The organism is Nocardia sp. NPDC059229, assembly GCF_042754165.1.
GTDB lineage: Bacteria > Actinomycetota > Actinomycetes > Mycobacteriales > Mycobacteriaceae > Nocardia.
Window position 1 is genome coordinate 1 of sequence record NZ_JBHZAK010000016.1, and the last position, 15108, is coordinate 15108.

Genomic DNA, 15108 nt, shown 5'->3' on the forward strand with positions numbered 1-15108 from the left:
GGTTGGTCCGAGGGTGGTGGGAGTTCACCGTCGATGGTGGAGTAGATCCAGGGGCCGTCGTCGAGTTCGACGATGGCGACCGTGGACTGCTCCCACGTTCCGGTGTTCGAGGGGTGGTGTGCCACTTTCCACGACACGATCGACCCGGTGCCCGTGGAGGGTACCCAGTCCAGGGTCGTGGCTCGGCACGATGAGCAGGCATTGGTCATTGGCGCGACCAACGTTGCACAGTCGGTGCAACGCCTGATCATCAGGGTCGCGCCGCCGTGGCGCCCGGAGGGGTCGTTGACGTGTCGTGGGTTTTCCGGCTTGTGGTCGAACATCGGAATCCTCGCCAGTTCTTGCCTGCGCTGTCACTGTCGAGCCTCTATCGCGGAGGGCGCTGCCCGCGACGGCAGAACTACCCACGACATACCTATTTTTGCCGCCCCGCCCAGTAGAGGCACCGGTCGACAAGGGCTGAGAGGCGCGCCGGTGGGTGGGGCAACGCTGTCAGCGATCCTGGGCAATAGCCAGGTGGCGCCGGCGACTGTTCACCGGATGCCCTCGTCGAGGATCTAGCCGCAATCGGTTCGGCTGCGGCACGATATCGACCAGCACCAAGGCCCTACCCAGATTTCCGCGCTCGCCTTGTCGGATGCTCGACGCGTTGGCCGATCCGCCGCCGCACCGACGTCGTCGGCATCTTCCCCGACCGCGGTTCGATCATCCGCCTGGTCGGGGCCGTACTGGCCGAGCAGCACGATGAATGGATCTAGGGACGCCGCTATCTGGGCGTGGATGTCCTGGCCCGCTCCCGCGGGCTCACGGCCACCGACGATCGGGAGGACACCGCACCCGCAGAACTCACCGGTGACCGCATCTCGGATCATTCGGTGACCACCCGGACTACACCACGTCCTGGGACTTGACCGTAGCCCAACGATGGCTGTACTCCGCGTACGACCTTGCGGACCAGAGTTCTTGGACGTGTGATCAGTGTTTACTGTTCGCACACAATTAACGAGACGTAACGGTCGATCAAGACCGTGAGGTGCCGGCTGACACTACACTCGCGTTCACCCCTCTAGATCGAGGGCTTCACCGTTCGAGCCTGTCAGCGCCGACACGGTGTTGCGCTCCGTGCCGCGATGCACGGAATCACCAGACGTCCGGGATCGACGCTGTGAGCTGTTGGCATGCCCCTGCGTGCCAGTGGCCGCGTCCGGCACCGACACGACCCGGGAGGAATCCGTGGTCCACCAGCACACCCGCACCGCCATCTCGACCGCACGCGCCATCGGCCATGTGAGACAGCTTGATCCGCTCGATCTGCACCTGCTCGATACCGAAACGTCCACTACGCCACTGCATATCGGCGCGATTACGCTGCTCGACTCCGCCTCGGCGCCGAATGGCCCGCTCGATTCCGAAGCTCTGCGAAGGCTTTTCGCAGAGCGGCTGCCCCTCGTCGCGCCGCTACGCCGCCGGGTGCGTACAGTCCCGTTCGGATTGGACCTGCCGTACTGGGAGGACTGTGCGGAGATCGACCTGAAATACCACGTCCGGGATATCCGGCTGCCCGACGGTGCGGATGATCGAGAGCTTGCTGACTACGTCGCGCGCCGCCATGGTCAGCCGCTCGACCGGTCGCGTCCGTTGTGGGAATGCCACCTCGTGTCCGGACTTTCGGGCGGGCGGCAGGCCGTATATACGAAGGTGCACCATGCGGTGATCGACGGCGTATCCGCCGCCGAGATCATGGCCGCAATATTTGATATCTGCGAAACACCCTCTGCCGCACTGCCGTCGACACGGGAGGTACGTCGCGGCCGGACACCGTCGACCGTCGAAATGCTCGCGCGCAGCCTCCCGAACGCGCTCACTCGACCGGCAACCCGATTCCGCGCCGCCGTGCGCGCCGTGCCGACGCTGCTGCGTTCCGCCGATGATCTACGCACCAAGCACCCCGACGTACCGTTCAACGGTCCCCTCACCAGCGCCCGTAGCGTCGCATACACATCGCTGCCCCTGGACGCGGTGAAAACAATCAAGAACAGCGTTGATGGGACGGTCAACGATGTCGTGATGGCCTTGTGCACCACCGCGTTGCGGAGCTGGATGCGCGACCGGGGCTTCGCCACCGACCGACCGCTGCTGGCCGCCATTCCCGTATCGGTGCGCACGCCCGAGCTGTTCGGTACTGCGGGAAACCAGTTTTCACTCATGCTCACCACGTTGCCGATCTCCGAGACCGACCCTCGCCATCGAGTGAAACTGTTGCGGGACAATATGCTTGTCGCCAAGCAGCGATTCCGCACCCAGTCATCGAACCTGCTGCACGAGGTCACCACACTGCTGACACCACTGCTACACGGCATGCCCACCCGAGTTGTGCTGCGAGCGGCTGCGTCCACTCTCCCTCTGGTCAACCTGCTCGTCTCGAACGTGCCCGGGCCACAGATACCGTTGTACCTCAATGGAATCCGCGTGCTCTCGAGCCACCCCGTCTCGGTGCTCACCGAGCTGTCGGGCTGCCTGAACATCACTGTCATGTCCTACGACGGACACCTCGACTTCGGAATTCTCGCCTGCCCCGACACCGTTCCCGACGTCTGGGAAATCGCTCGCGATCTCGAGGACGCACTGGCCGAACTCCAAGCCTGACCGACCAAACGGAGCAGGAAATGACCGCCGAACCTATCGATTACGAACCGACGATGCCGTCGCGGCAGTCCGGCAAATTCGTCGTACGTGCCAGGCGTGCGCTGCGGCGACGACGCGCCTTGACAGCAGCGACCGAGGTCTTCGTCGCACGCGGCTTTCACGCGGCCACGATGGATGAGATCGCTCATCGTGCGGGCTGGAGCAAACCGATTCTGTACAAGGAATTTTCGGGCAAGCTGGAGCTTTATCTGGCGGTGTTGCAGCACCACATCGACGCATTGACCGACGGGGTGCAGCGGGCACTACGCTCGACCACCGCGAATCGGGACCGGGTCCGCGCCGCGATCCAGGCTTACTTCGACTTTGTCGACCATGAGACGCAAGGGTTTCGGCTGGTCTTCGATTCCAACGTACCGAGCGAGCCCTCGGTACGATGGCGAGTCGGACGCGCAACAGACGACTGCGTGACAGCCGTCTCCACTGTCGTCGCGCACGATTCCGGATTGAGCCCGTACCGATCTCGCATGCTCGCCGCCGGGCTGGTCGGCGCCAGCCAATTCGCCGCGCAGTACTGGCTCGACACCGGCCGTGTTGTCCCGAAGGCCGACGCCATAGCGGCGGTGATCGCCCTGTGCTGGGGCGGATTGTCGTCCGTACCGCTGCAGTCGACCGAGTGACTCCGCGTCCTCAAAAGCGCTAAGCCGCGGGGCACGACGGTCTCGCCGTGCGAGCGTGCACTGGCGCGCCGCAGAGACCGAAAAGCCTCACCCCATATCCACTCTGGACACGACCATCTCTGAATCACCCGACACCCCGCCACCGACGAGACACGAACGTGCCGAGCAATCACAGACCGGCGACCGACAGCGGCGCCGATGACGGGGTGCCGGAGGGGCTACGCGTCGTGGACGAGAAGTTCCGCACCGGATGCATCGAGGACGCAACCGGAGATCGGTTACCGCACCGCCCAGGCTGCTGAGCTTGTCGCTCGATGCCCTCATCGAGCAGACGAGCGATTCGACACCCGTGCCGGTGCGCAGAAGAACCTGGTCCGCGACCACTGTGAGCGGTCAGAACACCGCGACTACACAGGCGCCGATGAACACGACCTGCACCAGGGTGCGTACCGGCAACGGCATGGTGTGGATGCCCTCGCCGGTATGCGCCGCACGGACATTCGCCGGGAACATCACGACCAGAAGCACCGCCAGGGAGATCGCGGCCGCCGGTGCGAACAACGGAATCAAAAGGCCGGTGGCGCCGGCGATCTCGAGCACGCCGGTCAATGAAACCATCGCGGCCGCATTGCGGAACAGCGGGGGAACCATAGCGATCAGTGCGTCGCGACGCGGCTGCAAGAAGTGGGCACTGGCGCTGAGAAGGAACATCGCGGCTAGACCGATTCGGGCGGCGTGCGACCACGAGTCGAGCCAGCCGGCCAAGCCCAGCCAGCCCGCAAATCGAGCCACGGAGGTGACGATGAGGAATGCAATGATCGGCGCCATGAAGGGGCTCCTGAAGCGATGGCCGAGAGTAACTTGACAGTGACTAGATTAGGTAGGGTTACGTAACTTGTCAACGACAAGATCCTCGGTGATCATCGAAGCATGCCCAAGAGTACGTACCACCACGGCGACCTCAAGGCGACGCTGCTCGAGGCCGCCGCCGACCAGATAGCGACCGAAGGGATCGACTCGATCTCCCTGCGGGCCCTGGCTCAGCGCGCGGGCGTCTCGCACGCCGCTCCCGCCCACCATTTCGGCAACCGCCAGGGCTTGTTCACCGAACTGGCCATCGAGGGCTACGGCTTGCTCGAGCAGGAACTGCACTCCGCCGCAGGCGATTTCCGGGAGATGGCCGTCGCCTACATCCGCTTCGCCCGCCGCTACCCCGGCCATTTCGACATCATGTTCCGTCGCGACCTCCTCGATACGGACGACGAGCGTCTGATCGCGGCCAATGAGGGATCCGGTCGTGAATTGCGTACCGGCGTCGACGAATTGGACGACCCGGTGGCCGACCAGAAGGCGGCGCAGCTCGCCGCATGGTCCCTGGTCCACGGCTTGGCCGCCCTATGGCGCGCAGGCACGCTCATCGACTCGGAACTCGGCGGCGAGGATCCCGAGGAACTGGCCCGCCGCATGGTCGCCGCTGTTGAACTCAAGTAGAGCCAGGCACCTCATAGGCGGTCCGCAGTAGGCCTCGTCGCGCTGCAAGCGCGCCTTACCTGTTGCGATCGGGCCCAGACGAGACATCCGGCGTAATCAAGAAGTCCGATCCCGAAATCTATTGTGAGACATGGCCACAGCTGATGGCCGTGGTGACGGCGAAGCCGGCGATCCATTCGGGCACCGGCTCATAGAATCGCGTCGTCATTCGGTAGGAGCCGGTTGCGGCGAGCGACGCGTATGCGGCGATCCAGGTGCGGACTTCGTGTTCGGAGCTGCCGCCCTTGCTCGCCCATCCATGCGGTCGTCCAGTGGTCGATCTCGTCGAGTTCGCCGCGTTCGAAGGTGTCGAGGACGTGATGGTCCCAGCGTGGGTTGATCGGAATCATCGAGTGTGATCCGGCCGCGTAGTTGACGCCTGCCACCAGCACGCGATGTTCGCTGCGGGCGCGCTGCGTGGATGTCGGTTCATAGCCTTCGATGAGCGCCTCCGTAACCCGCTGTGGAGCGTTGGCGAGGGTTGGCACCGGGGGGTCGTGGGACAGCCCGCCTGACGCGATGAACAGAATTCGTTTGCCGAGAGCGTGGGCAGCATCGCCCAACGCTGTTCCCAGCGAACGGATTCGGTGTGGCGGTCCGAAGGGGGCCGCGACGCCGTTGATGAACACCGGTACCACCGGAATTCGGTCGATTCCGCCGAACAGAATCTCGAGGGGCTGCACGAATCCGTGGTCGACCGCCATCCGCGCCGACACAGTCCGTTGCGGGACCATCCGGTCGAGCCCAAGCCGGGCGCCTTGTCGATGGCCGCACGGCTGTCGTGTGTGGAATCGATCAGAGACGAGCCGGTCATTCGGTAGTCCCCGCTTCGTCCGCCCCGCGAAGCTCGTGGGAGAACGAATAGGCGTTCAGACGGGCGGCAAGCGCATCAATGCGTTGGATGGATACACCGGCGGGCAGCCGGATCTCGGCGTGTGCTCGGCCGTCCCGCTCTTGTACCGAAATCTCGGCCAGCGGTTCGTCATCCTGAAGTTCCTGCCGGACAACGCGATTCACTGAGTCATGCCGCAGGGCGACCTTGTTCACCTTGCCGGCCGCGGTGACCGGAATTGCTGGGATGGTATGGAGGAACTTCGGAGCCGCTGCAGGCTCGGGCGCATGCTGGATCGCCCACTCGCGAAGTTCGTCTGGATCGGGATCCGCTCCTGCGCGCAGCACCAGGTACGCGGCCGGCACTTCGCCCGAGTGCGGGTCCGGCCGCGGAACAACCGCTGCTTCGGCTACGTCGGGGTGTGCGAGCAGCGTGTCCTCGATCAGCCGGGGATCGATATTGTGGCCGCCGCGAATGATGACATCCTTTGCCCGGCCGGTCAGGTAGACGAAGCCGTCGGCGTCGATTCGGCCCAGGTCCCGGGTGATCAGCCATTCGCCGATGATCACTCCGGAAGGATCCGGCTGCGGACCTGTGGGACCGGAGCGCAGATATCCCGGAAACACGCTGGGCCCCTTGATCGCCAGTACGCCGAGCTCCCCGGTATCGCAGTCGTCGAACGAAAGTCCATCGGCTGCCAGCCGGACCGCTTTCAGCTCCTGACAGGGGAGCGCCCGCCCGACCGACCCGGCGCGCCCTCCGGTGATGGGGGCAAACGTGTTCGCGCAGGTGCCCTCGGTGAGGCCGTAACCCTCTACCATCGGCACTCCGGTGCCCGCCTCGAAATCGGCGCGGACTCGACCGGGCAGCGGTGCGGCCCCGACGATTCCGGCTCGCAGACTGGAAACGTCGACGCCGTCCGGTATCGGCGGCAGTGATCCGTAGATAGTCGGCACGGCCGAGAAAGTGGTGACCCGATACCGCTGCACAATGCGCCGGAAGTCGGCCATGGCCGTGCGGTCTCGGAAACCGAGCGCACCGAGGGAAACGATGGTGCCGCCGCGCAGTACCGGAGTCAGAGTGGAGATCAGGATCGCATTCACGTGGAACAGGGGCAGACCGGTCAACACGACGGTGTTGCCGCCGAACGCCTCGTGCTCTCCGAGCGCCCAAGCGACGTACACCTCTCCCGCGTCCGTGTGCGGTGCGACCTTCGGAATTCCTGTGGTGCCGCCGGTATGGAAGTAGGCCGCGATATCCGTTGGCCCGCACCGATGTTCGCAGATCAGCTGATCGCCGGGCCGGGTGGCGGCCAATTGATCGAAATCGCCCACCCAGGTGCGCGACGCGGCGCGAGTTGTTCCACCGACCGAGATGAGCGCCTGCAAATCGGGCAGTGCTTCCGCGACCGAACACGCCTTCCGCCAACCGTCCGCGTCGAGTTCGGGTGAGGGTGCGACGAGGATGCGAACACCGGTGAGGCGCATGATCTCGATGATGTGCTCGGTTGCCAGCATGGGATTGACGGGGTTCGCGATGCCGACGGCCTGGGCGCCGAACAGGGCGGCGTAGGTCGCGCCGGTGCTGGGGAGGAGTAATCCGACGACGCCGCCGGGCTCCAGCCCCAGCGCGGTATAGAGATTCGCGGTCTATGTGACTCGCTCCAACAACTCGCGGTAGGTCCAGGTGGCCGGCTCCCCCCATCGATCACCGCCTGGCAGCAGGTGCAGCGCGGGCCGTTCCGGATGGCGCTGAGCGGACCACCGAATCAGCTCGTATGTCGTTGTGGGAAGGCCCTTTTCGGTCAGGATTGCCGCGGCTGACGGTGGTCCGAGTGTGTCGCTCATGCTGAAACCACCCGGTTGCTCAGCACACCGATACGTTCGACCTCGACTTCCACCAGGTCGCCGGTCCTCAGGAACTGCCCGGAGAACATGCCGGCTCCACGCGGTGTACCGGTGCAGATCACGTCGCCCGGCTGCAGAGTCTGGTACTTCGATAGATGCGCGATCAGCGCCGGAATCGTATGGATGAAGCTGTTGGTCCGATCGTCCTGACGCAGTTCGCCGTTCACCCGAGTCCGGATCGCGAGGTCGGGGCTTGGATCGAACTCGTCGGCGGTGACCAGGCACGGTCCCAGCGGGAGAAAGGTGTCGAAGCTCTTCGCCACGCCGATCGATGCCACGGGGTCGCCCGTCATAGCGCGGCGTTGAATGTCACGCGCAGAGACGTCATTCGCGATGGTCAGGCCGGCGACGTGCGCCCACGCCTGCTCGACGGTCACCGCTGTCGCGGCACAGCCGATAATGACGGCGAGCTCGCCCTCGTAGTCGACTTCGTCGGCGGCGACAGCTGGAAGGACGATCGCACCGTTCGGGTCGGCCACCGAGGAACCGGCTGCGATCTGCATGTTCGGTTCCGAGGGCAGTTCGATATCGGTGCGTCCGAGTGCTGCGAACGCCGCCAACGCTTCCTCGGCATGGCTCGGGTAGTTCAATCCGACGATGATCACCTTGCCGGGACGGCCCACCGGCGCTCGTAGCGTTGCCTCGGCCAATGGCAATTCGGCACGGGCGACGGCATTGCGTGCTTCGATGAGATCTGCACGGGCGAGTAGCTCGCCGATATCCCGATAGGGCAGGTCGAGCAGGGAAAGACGTCCGGATTGGTCTTCCCTGGCAATGCCGACGGTGGTGGCGTAGAGACGCATTCTGGAACCTCCGCGATCCAAGGCGGCCGCGTCGCCGCTCTTGATTATCAGTTAAGAGCAAGCTTGACTCGCGGTCAAGAGCTGCCCGCTCGGCGCAGTAAGCTCGCGCTATGCCCAGGAACCGACAGCAGATCCCGAAGGCTGAGCGACAGGCCGCCGTCATCGAGCATGCGGTGGAGCTCTTCGCAGCCAACGGATATCGGGGTACCAGCATCGCTGCGGTCGGGCGCGCCGCAGGGCTCGCCTCGGCAGCGGTGCTGTGGTACTTCCCGACGAAGGACGATCTGTTCGCGGCGGCCGTGACCTCGATCTTCGCAACCGCGCGTGACCAGATCGAGTCGGATCCGAGCATTGCCGGCGATCCGCGCGACGAGCTGGTGGGGCTGCTCGATGCCGTGCAGCCGTACCGGGGTCTGCATCGCGAAGCCTATGAGCGTATGGAGGAGTCCGAATCCATTCGTGCCGCCTACGAGGAGATTCAGCGCTGGCTGGAGCAGCGGCTGTTCGCGGCGATCGCCAACCGCCTGCCCACCGGTGCGGACGTTGGGTTGATCGCTGACGCTGCGCATGTGCTCTTCGAGGGGATTCTCGTCAGCATGCGTCGTCTCGATCGCCCGACGGGTGACTTGATCGACCTGATCGCCGACTCGCTGGTGGCGACGGCGGCTGCGAAGGTCCGTCCCTGACCTTTTTGCCGGACCGGGTTCGTATGTAGCACAGGCTTTTCTCGCCGATCTCTGGTCGCCGAATCGCTGATCTACCGCTGTTGGCCTCGACGTCTGACAAGTCTCTTGACTGACAGTCATGAGCGTGGCTACGGTGTCTTGCACCACAGTCAAGAGATCTGATCTCCCCATTTCGGAGGTGCCAACGATGGCGTCACCAGCCAAGCTCGCTCACGTCGTGCTGCGAACCAACCAGCTTCAGAGGATGACCGATTGGTATGTGCGGGTTCTCGAGGGCCACGTCGCCTTCGCCAACGACATGCTGGCCTTCATGACCTACGACGATGAGCACCACCGGGTTGCTTTCATCGCGACCGGAGCCTCGCAGCCGCCGACCGATGCGCATACCGGCCTTCATCACGTCGCCTTCACCTATTCCTCGCTCGGTGATCTGCTCGGCACCTATCGACGCCTGAAATCCGGTGCGGTGGAGCCCTTCTGGTGCGTGAACCACGGGCCGACCATGTCGATGTACTATCAGGATCCCGATGGCAACCAGATCGAGTTGCAGATCGACAGCTTCGAAACCGACGCCGAGACACAGGCGTTCTTCGAATCCGATGCCTTCATCACGAATCCCATCGGTGTCGACTTCGACCCTGAAGAGCTGATCACCCGGTTCGAGTCGGGCGAGCCTTTCGCGGATCTGGTGAAGCGGCCGTGAACATTGACGCCCAAACCCCTGTCGTGATCGTCGGCGCCGGACCTGTCGGGCTGGCGACCGCGTATGTGCTCGGCATGCACGGGATCCGCAGCACCGTATGCGAGCAGTTCGATGGCATCAATCCGCATCCGCGAGCACACGTCGTGAACACCAGATCCATGGAGTTACTACGTAATTGGGGTGTCTTCGACGGAATTGTCACGGATGCTGTCGATCTGAACTGCGGGCTGAGCTTCGTCTGGAAACACACTGTTGCGGGCGAGGAATTCGGGCGCATCGACCTTGCTGACTCACCGCCCGAACAGTTGGCTCGCAGGTTGGAGTCTTCGCCGGTAACCATCGCGTCGTGCGCACAGGACCGTGTTCAGCAGCGACTGCTCGAAGCCGTGCAGGAACAGGGCATGGCCTCGGTCCAGTTCGGCACCAGGGTGACCCAGGTCGACGACCTCGGTGACGCGGTGGCGGTATCGATCGAAACATCCGGCGTTGCCGCAAGACTCCGTGCTGACTACCTCGTCGCAGCGGACGGCGCAGCAGGGATTATCCGTCGCGGTCTGGGAATCGAGGTCGAAGGCATTCCCGAATTCGGCCGGCAGATCAATGTCTACTTCCACGCCGACCTGACCCAGTGGGCCGATCGGGATCCCGCATTGCTGTTCTGGGTGCTCAATACCGGCTGTCCTGGCGTACTCATCCGTATGGGAGGCAACCGCTGGACCTTCAACTTCGGGTTCGATCCGGCAACTGAAACCGTCGCCGACTACACCCCACAGCGATGCGCCGAGCTGATTCGGGCGGGTGTGGGCGCCACCGATCTCGAGGTGGATGTCCGCTCGGTCGGCAGTTGGATCCTGGGAGCGAGCACAGCTGCGCAGTATCGGAAGGGCCGAATCTTCCTGGTCGGCGATGCTGCACACCAATTTCCGCCGACCGGCGGTCTGGGAATGAACACCGGTCTCGTCGATGCGGACAACCTCGGCTGGAAGCTGGCCGCAGTTCTGAACGGCTGGGCCCCGGAGGAACTACTCGAGACATATGGCGCCGAGCGCCGTCCCATCGCGTTGGCCAATGCGCAGAGCAGCGTCGTCAACGCAGTCAAGATGGCCGACGCCGGCATCGGGCCCAGTACTCTCGAAGTCGCGGCGCGACTGGAGAGTGCAGACGTTGCCATCGCCACGGCGGAGCGGGCGCGGCTGGCTGCAGCCGTGCCCGAACAGCGTCCGCACTTCGACCATCTGGAGCTCGAGATCGGCTATATCTATGCGACACACAGTGATCCGGCTGTAGCGGGAGACCCGGTCACGAAAGCGATACCCGGCGGGCGGCTGCCGCACGACTGGATCCGGCGAGATGGCGTGCGAGCCTCGACGCTCGATCTGGTTCAGCCTGGTTTCATCCTGATCGCCGGACATGACGGCGCCGGCTGGGCCGACGCGCTCACCGAGGCAGCGGGATCGGTTCCCGCACGAGCGTTCATCGCCGGACGGGATTTCGACTTCGACGGGCCCGCGCCGTGTGGAATTCCCGCCGCCGGTGCGATTTTGGTGCGCCCGGACGGTCACATCGCCTGGCTCGCAACGGATGAATCGAAGACTCCGGACAAGGAATTGGCCGCTGCGTTCGACGCGGTGCTGGCAAGGACGTGCGGGAAATGACCGACAGACCCGCACCGGTATCTCCTCGAGACCGTTACGTCGCTGAGCGCGGCACCGTCCACCTCACCGGCATCCAAGCGTTGGCCCGATTGCCTCTGGATGCGCGGCGAGCCGATGAGCGCGCTGGGCACCGGACCGCCTGCTTCATCTCCGGCTACGAAGGCTCACCCCTGGCCGGCTACGACACCGAGTTGGCAAGGAATGCGAACCTGCTCGCAGAACACGATGTCGTGTTTCGGCCCGGTGTGAACGAGGAACTGGCAGCGACCGCTGTCCAGGGGACGCAGCTCGCGGCGATGCAGCCGGACAAGCGAGTCGATGGCATCAGCGCGATTTGGTACGGCAAGTCGCCGGGTCTGGATCGCGCATCGGACGCGATCCGGCACAGCAACATCATGGGCACCCACCCCGACGGAGGGGTCCTGGCACTCGTTGGCGATGACCCGGCGGCGAAATCGTCATCCGTGCCGGGCGCTTCGGAGTTGCTGCTTGCAGATCTCGGACTGCCGATCCTGTATCCGGCCGATCCGCAGCAGGCATTGGACTTGGGCTTACACGGAATCGCCATGTCACGTGCGTGCGGCCTCTGGGTCGCAATGAAGGTCGTGACCAATGTCGCCGACGGATCCGGCACCGTGGAGCTGGACCCGGACCGTGTCCGGCCTGTGACACCTGATCTCACGGTGGATGGCAGCAGGTACCGGCATGAGGTGACTGCCCGGATGCTACAGCCGACGCTCGGTGTGCTGGAGCGCAGCCGCGATGGTGCCCGCCTCGAGATAGCTCGGCGCTACGCCGCCATGAACGACCTCAACCGCATCACGCACAGCGGGCCCGATGACCGGATCGGAATCATCGCTGCCGGTAAGACGTTTCTCGACGTCCGCCAAGCGCTTCGCATGCTCGGACTCGACGACGACGAGCTGACTCGATCCGGTGTCCGGCTATTGCACCTGGGAATGATCCATCCCCTGGAACCGACGATCATCGAGACCTTCGCCGACGGACTGGGCGAGATCATCGTGGTCGAGGAGAAGCGCCCGTTCGTCGAGACCGCGGTCAAGGATTTGTTGTACGGGCGCGATGGCGCGCCGACGGTGTCCGGCAAACGGATGCCCGGCGGTGCAACGCTTTTCCCGCTCGACGGGGAACTGGACCCGGACATCGTGGCCGCCAGACTGGCATTGCGGCTGTCGGCCATCGGAGATGTCGGCGCTGTCGGCGCGTGGCTCGCACGGGCACGTCCGCGGCGCGGCGCGATCTCCTTGCCGTTGGTGACCCGAACCCCGTACTTCTGTTCGGGCTGCCCGCACAATGTCTCGACCAAGATTCCTGCCGGGGCAACCGTGGGAGCCGGAATCGGCTGCCACGCCATGGTCACACTGATGGATGCGGCCCAGGTAGGTGATGTGGCTGGGATGACCCAGATGGGCGGCGAGGGTGCACAGTGGATCGGCATGGCCCCTTTCCTCGAACGGGATCATCTGATCCAAAACCTCGGTGACGGAACGTTTCACCATTCGGGCAGTTTGGCGATCCGGGCGGCCATCGCTGCCGGCGTCGACATCACCTACAAACTGCTCTACAACTCCGCCGTCGCGATGACCGGTGGGCAACAAGCGGTCGGGGGCATGTCGATTCCCGCGATCTGTGAGGCGATGAACGCTGAAGGCATCGCCCGAATCATCATTACCGCTGATGACATCGGCCGCTATCGCAGGACGAGACTGCCCAGGGGAGTGGAGGTCTGGCCGCGCGACCGGTTGATCGAGGCGCAGCAAGTGCTGGCCGAGGTCCGAGGCGTCACACTACTGATCCACGATCAGGAGTGCGCGACCGAGCTGCGGCGTAAGCGAAAACGCGGGCTCGCACCCGAACCCGTCCAGCGCGTGATGATCAACGAGCGTGTGTGCGAGGGCTGTGGTGACTGCGGCCAGAAATCCAACTGCCTTTCTGTGCAGCCGATCTCTACCGAGTTCGGTCGGAAGACCACGATCGACCAGTCGTCGTGCAACAAGGATCTTTCGTGTCTGGCCGGGGACTGCCCCTCGTTCCTCACTGTTGTGCCCGCGGGGAAGAAGCCTCGCCGGACCGTGAGCTCTACGGTTGACTCCACCGTGTTCCCGGATCCCGACATAACCCTCGAGAGTGCGTTCACCATGCGCATCACCGGTGTAGGCGGAACCGGCGTCGTCACCGTCGCACAAGTGCTCAGCACCGCGGCTTCCTTGTCCGGGCTGCACGTTCGCGCACTCGATCAGACCGGGCTCGCCCAGAAGGGCGGCGCCGTGGTGTCGGATATCAAGATCACGGCCGAGCCATTGGAACAAGCGAGCAAGGCAGCTGACGAGGAATGCGACCTCTACCTCGGCTGTGACCTTCTCGTCGCCGCGGACAGCAGATATCTCGTTGCGGCGCATCCGGACCGCACAGTCGCGGTGGTCTCGACCAGCGAGGTGCCGACCGGGCAGATGGTCATCGATCCGACCGTGCAGTATCCCGCACCGGGTCCGATCGAAAGCGCGTTGCGCGCAGCGACCCGCGACGCCGTCTTCCTGGACGCCCGCCAGGCGGCCACAGCGCTGTTGGCCGGCGACCAGTACGCCAACATCCTGCTCGTCGGCGCGGCCCTGCAGACAGGATCGCTGCCACTGACCGCATCCGCTGTCGAGGGCGCGATCACTCTCAACGGAATCGATGTCGCCGCGAACATCGCCGCCTTCCGGTACGGCCGCATGGCGGTAGCGGACCCTGCCGCGTTCGCGGCCGCAGTGACAGGGCAGTCCCTAACCGCCGAACGGAATCGGCCTGTCCCGAATCGGATTCGTGAGCTGATCGCAGCTGTGACAGGTGATACGGCGACGGAACTGGCGAGGCTACTCACCATCCGCGTGCCGGATCTCGTCGAGTACCAGAGTCTTTCGTACGCCAAGCGATACCTCGAATTCGTGGACCGAATCCGGGAGGCTGAATCCCGATCGGTTCCCGGGTCCACGGCACTGTCGGAATCCGTTGCGCGCAATCTGTACAAGCTCATGGCCTACAAGGACGAATACGAGGTGGCCAGACTGTCCCTCGACCCGGAGGTCGCCGCGGCAGCGGCGGCGCAGTTCGGTCCCGACGCCCGCGTCTCATACCGGCTGCACCCGCCGATCCTCAGGGCGCTGGGTATGAGAAACAAGCTGGAGCTCGGACCATGGTTCCGTCCGATATACCGCATCCTGATGAGCCTGAGACGGCTCCGAGGCACCCCCTTCGACCCCTTCGGCCTCGCCGGCGTGCGCAAGCAGGAACGCGCCCTCGTCGAGGAGTACCGTGCGCTGCTCGAACAGCTCATTGCTGACCTACGACCCGAAAATCATTCCCTGGCAGTCGAGATCGCTGACCTGCCGGACATGGTGCGCGGCTACGAGTCGATCAAACTGGACAACATCGCTCGCTATCGCGCCGTGGTCGAAGAGCTGCTGGACGGCTATAGGGCGATCCGACGCCCGGTAGGCGCAACGTAAGGATTCTCCCGGATGCTGTGGAGGTCCGGAAACGTCGCCAGATGACCGCCCCGCGCGCTCCGTGCTCCCTCGCCGGTTCGAGGGAGCCGGGGCGACTGACTCGGTGCGTATCCGACGGCCGCGACCATTGTCCATAGCGACGTGAGAGACGCACGCAGAC

Annotated in this window: 10 protein-coding genes and 2 pseudogenes; 8 read left to right on the top strand and 4 right to left on the bottom strand. The window is 64.4% G+C overall.

Annotation, left to right across the window (positions count from 1 at the left end; translation table 11 throughout):
• Positions 1-656: 656 nt before the first annotated feature.
• The 3 genes and pseudogenes from ACFXHE_RS30715 to ACFXHE_RS30725 form a co-directional block, all read left to right on the top strand.
• Positions 657-911 (top strand): annotated as a pseudogene (locus ACFXHE_RS30715) (transposase); the annotation flags it as partial.
• Between the two features lie 322 nt (positions 912-1233).
• Positions 1234-2646, top strand: coding sequence for a wax ester/triacylglycerol synthase family O-acyltransferase (locus tag ACFXHE_RS30720; RefSeq protein WP_379387915.1), 1413 nt, complete (start codon positions 1234-1236; stop codon positions 2644-2646).
• A gap of 53 nt (positions 2647-2699) precedes the next feature.
• Positions 2700-3323, top strand: coding sequence for a TetR/AcrR family transcriptional regulator (locus tag ACFXHE_RS30725; protein ID WP_379388196.1), 624 nt, complete (start codon positions 2700-2702; stop codon positions 3321-3323).
• Between the two features lie 393 nt (positions 3324-3716).
• On the opposite strand, the gene ACFXHE_RS30730 is transcribed toward ACFXHE_RS30725, so the two are convergent.
• Positions 3717-4151, bottom strand: a complete 435-nt coding sequence (locus tag ACFXHE_RS30730; protein WP_379387916.1) for a DoxX family protein — start codon at positions 4149-4151, stop codon at positions 3717-3719.
• Between the two features lie 102 nt (positions 4152-4253).
• Here ACFXHE_RS30730 and ACFXHE_RS30735 point away from each other — a divergent pair, with 102 nt between their 5' ends.
• Complete coding sequence (locus tag ACFXHE_RS30735) at positions 4254-4814, top strand: TetR/AcrR family transcriptional regulator (protein WP_379387917.1); 561 nt, start codon at positions 4254-4256, stop codon at positions 4812-4814.
• A gap of 118 nt (positions 4815-4932) precedes the next feature.
• On the opposite strand, the pseudogene ACFXHE_RS30740 reads toward ACFXHE_RS30735, so the two are convergent.
• From ACFXHE_RS30740 to ACFXHE_RS30750, 3 genes and pseudogenes are all read right to left on the bottom strand, one after another.
• A pseudogene (locus ACFXHE_RS30740) lies at positions 4933-5572 on the bottom strand (3-carboxyethylcatechol 2,3-dioxygenase); the annotation flags it as partial.
• A gap of 91 nt (positions 5573-5663) precedes the next feature.
• On the bottom strand, positions 5664-7313 hold the full coding sequence (locus ACFXHE_RS30745; RefSeq protein ID WP_379388197.1) for an AMP-binding protein: 1650 nt from the start codon (positions 7311-7313) through the stop codon (positions 5664-5666).
• Positions 7314-7528: 215 nt separating this feature from the next.
• Complete coding sequence (locus ACFXHE_RS30750; RefSeq protein WP_379387918.1) at positions 7529-8395, bottom strand: fumarylacetoacetate hydrolase family protein; 867 nt, start codon at positions 8393-8395, stop codon at positions 7529-7531.
• Between the two features lie 173 nt (positions 8396-8568).
• On the opposite strand from ACFXHE_RS30750, the gene ACFXHE_RS30755 reads away from it, so the two are divergent.
• The 4 genes from ACFXHE_RS30755 (at position 8569) to ACFXHE_RS30770 (ending at position 14948) form a co-directional block, all read left to right on the top strand.
• Positions 8569-9081, top strand: coding sequence for a TetR/AcrR family transcriptional regulator (locus ACFXHE_RS30755; protein ID WP_379387919.1), 513 nt, complete (start codon positions 8569-8571; stop codon positions 9079-9081).
• Positions 9082-9199: 118 nt separating this feature from the next.
• Complete coding sequence (locus ACFXHE_RS30760; protein ID WP_379387920.1) at positions 9200-9784, top strand: VOC family protein; 585 nt, start codon at positions 9200-9202, stop codon at positions 9782-9784.
• 23 nt (positions 9785-9807) lie between these two features.
• Complete coding sequence (locus ACFXHE_RS30765) at positions 9808-11439, top strand: FAD-dependent monooxygenase (RefSeq protein ID WP_379387921.1); 1632 nt, start codon at positions 9808-9810, stop codon at positions 11437-11439.
• Positions 11436-14948: an indolepyruvate ferredoxin oxidoreductase family protein gene (locus ACFXHE_RS30770; protein WP_379387922.1), complete on the top strand. Its 3513-nt coding sequence runs from the start codon at positions 11436-11438 to the stop codon at positions 14946-14948. Before ACFXHE_RS30765 ends, ACFXHE_RS30770 begins: the two co-directional genes overlap by 4 nt.
• Positions 14949-15108 lie beyond the last annotated feature (160 nt).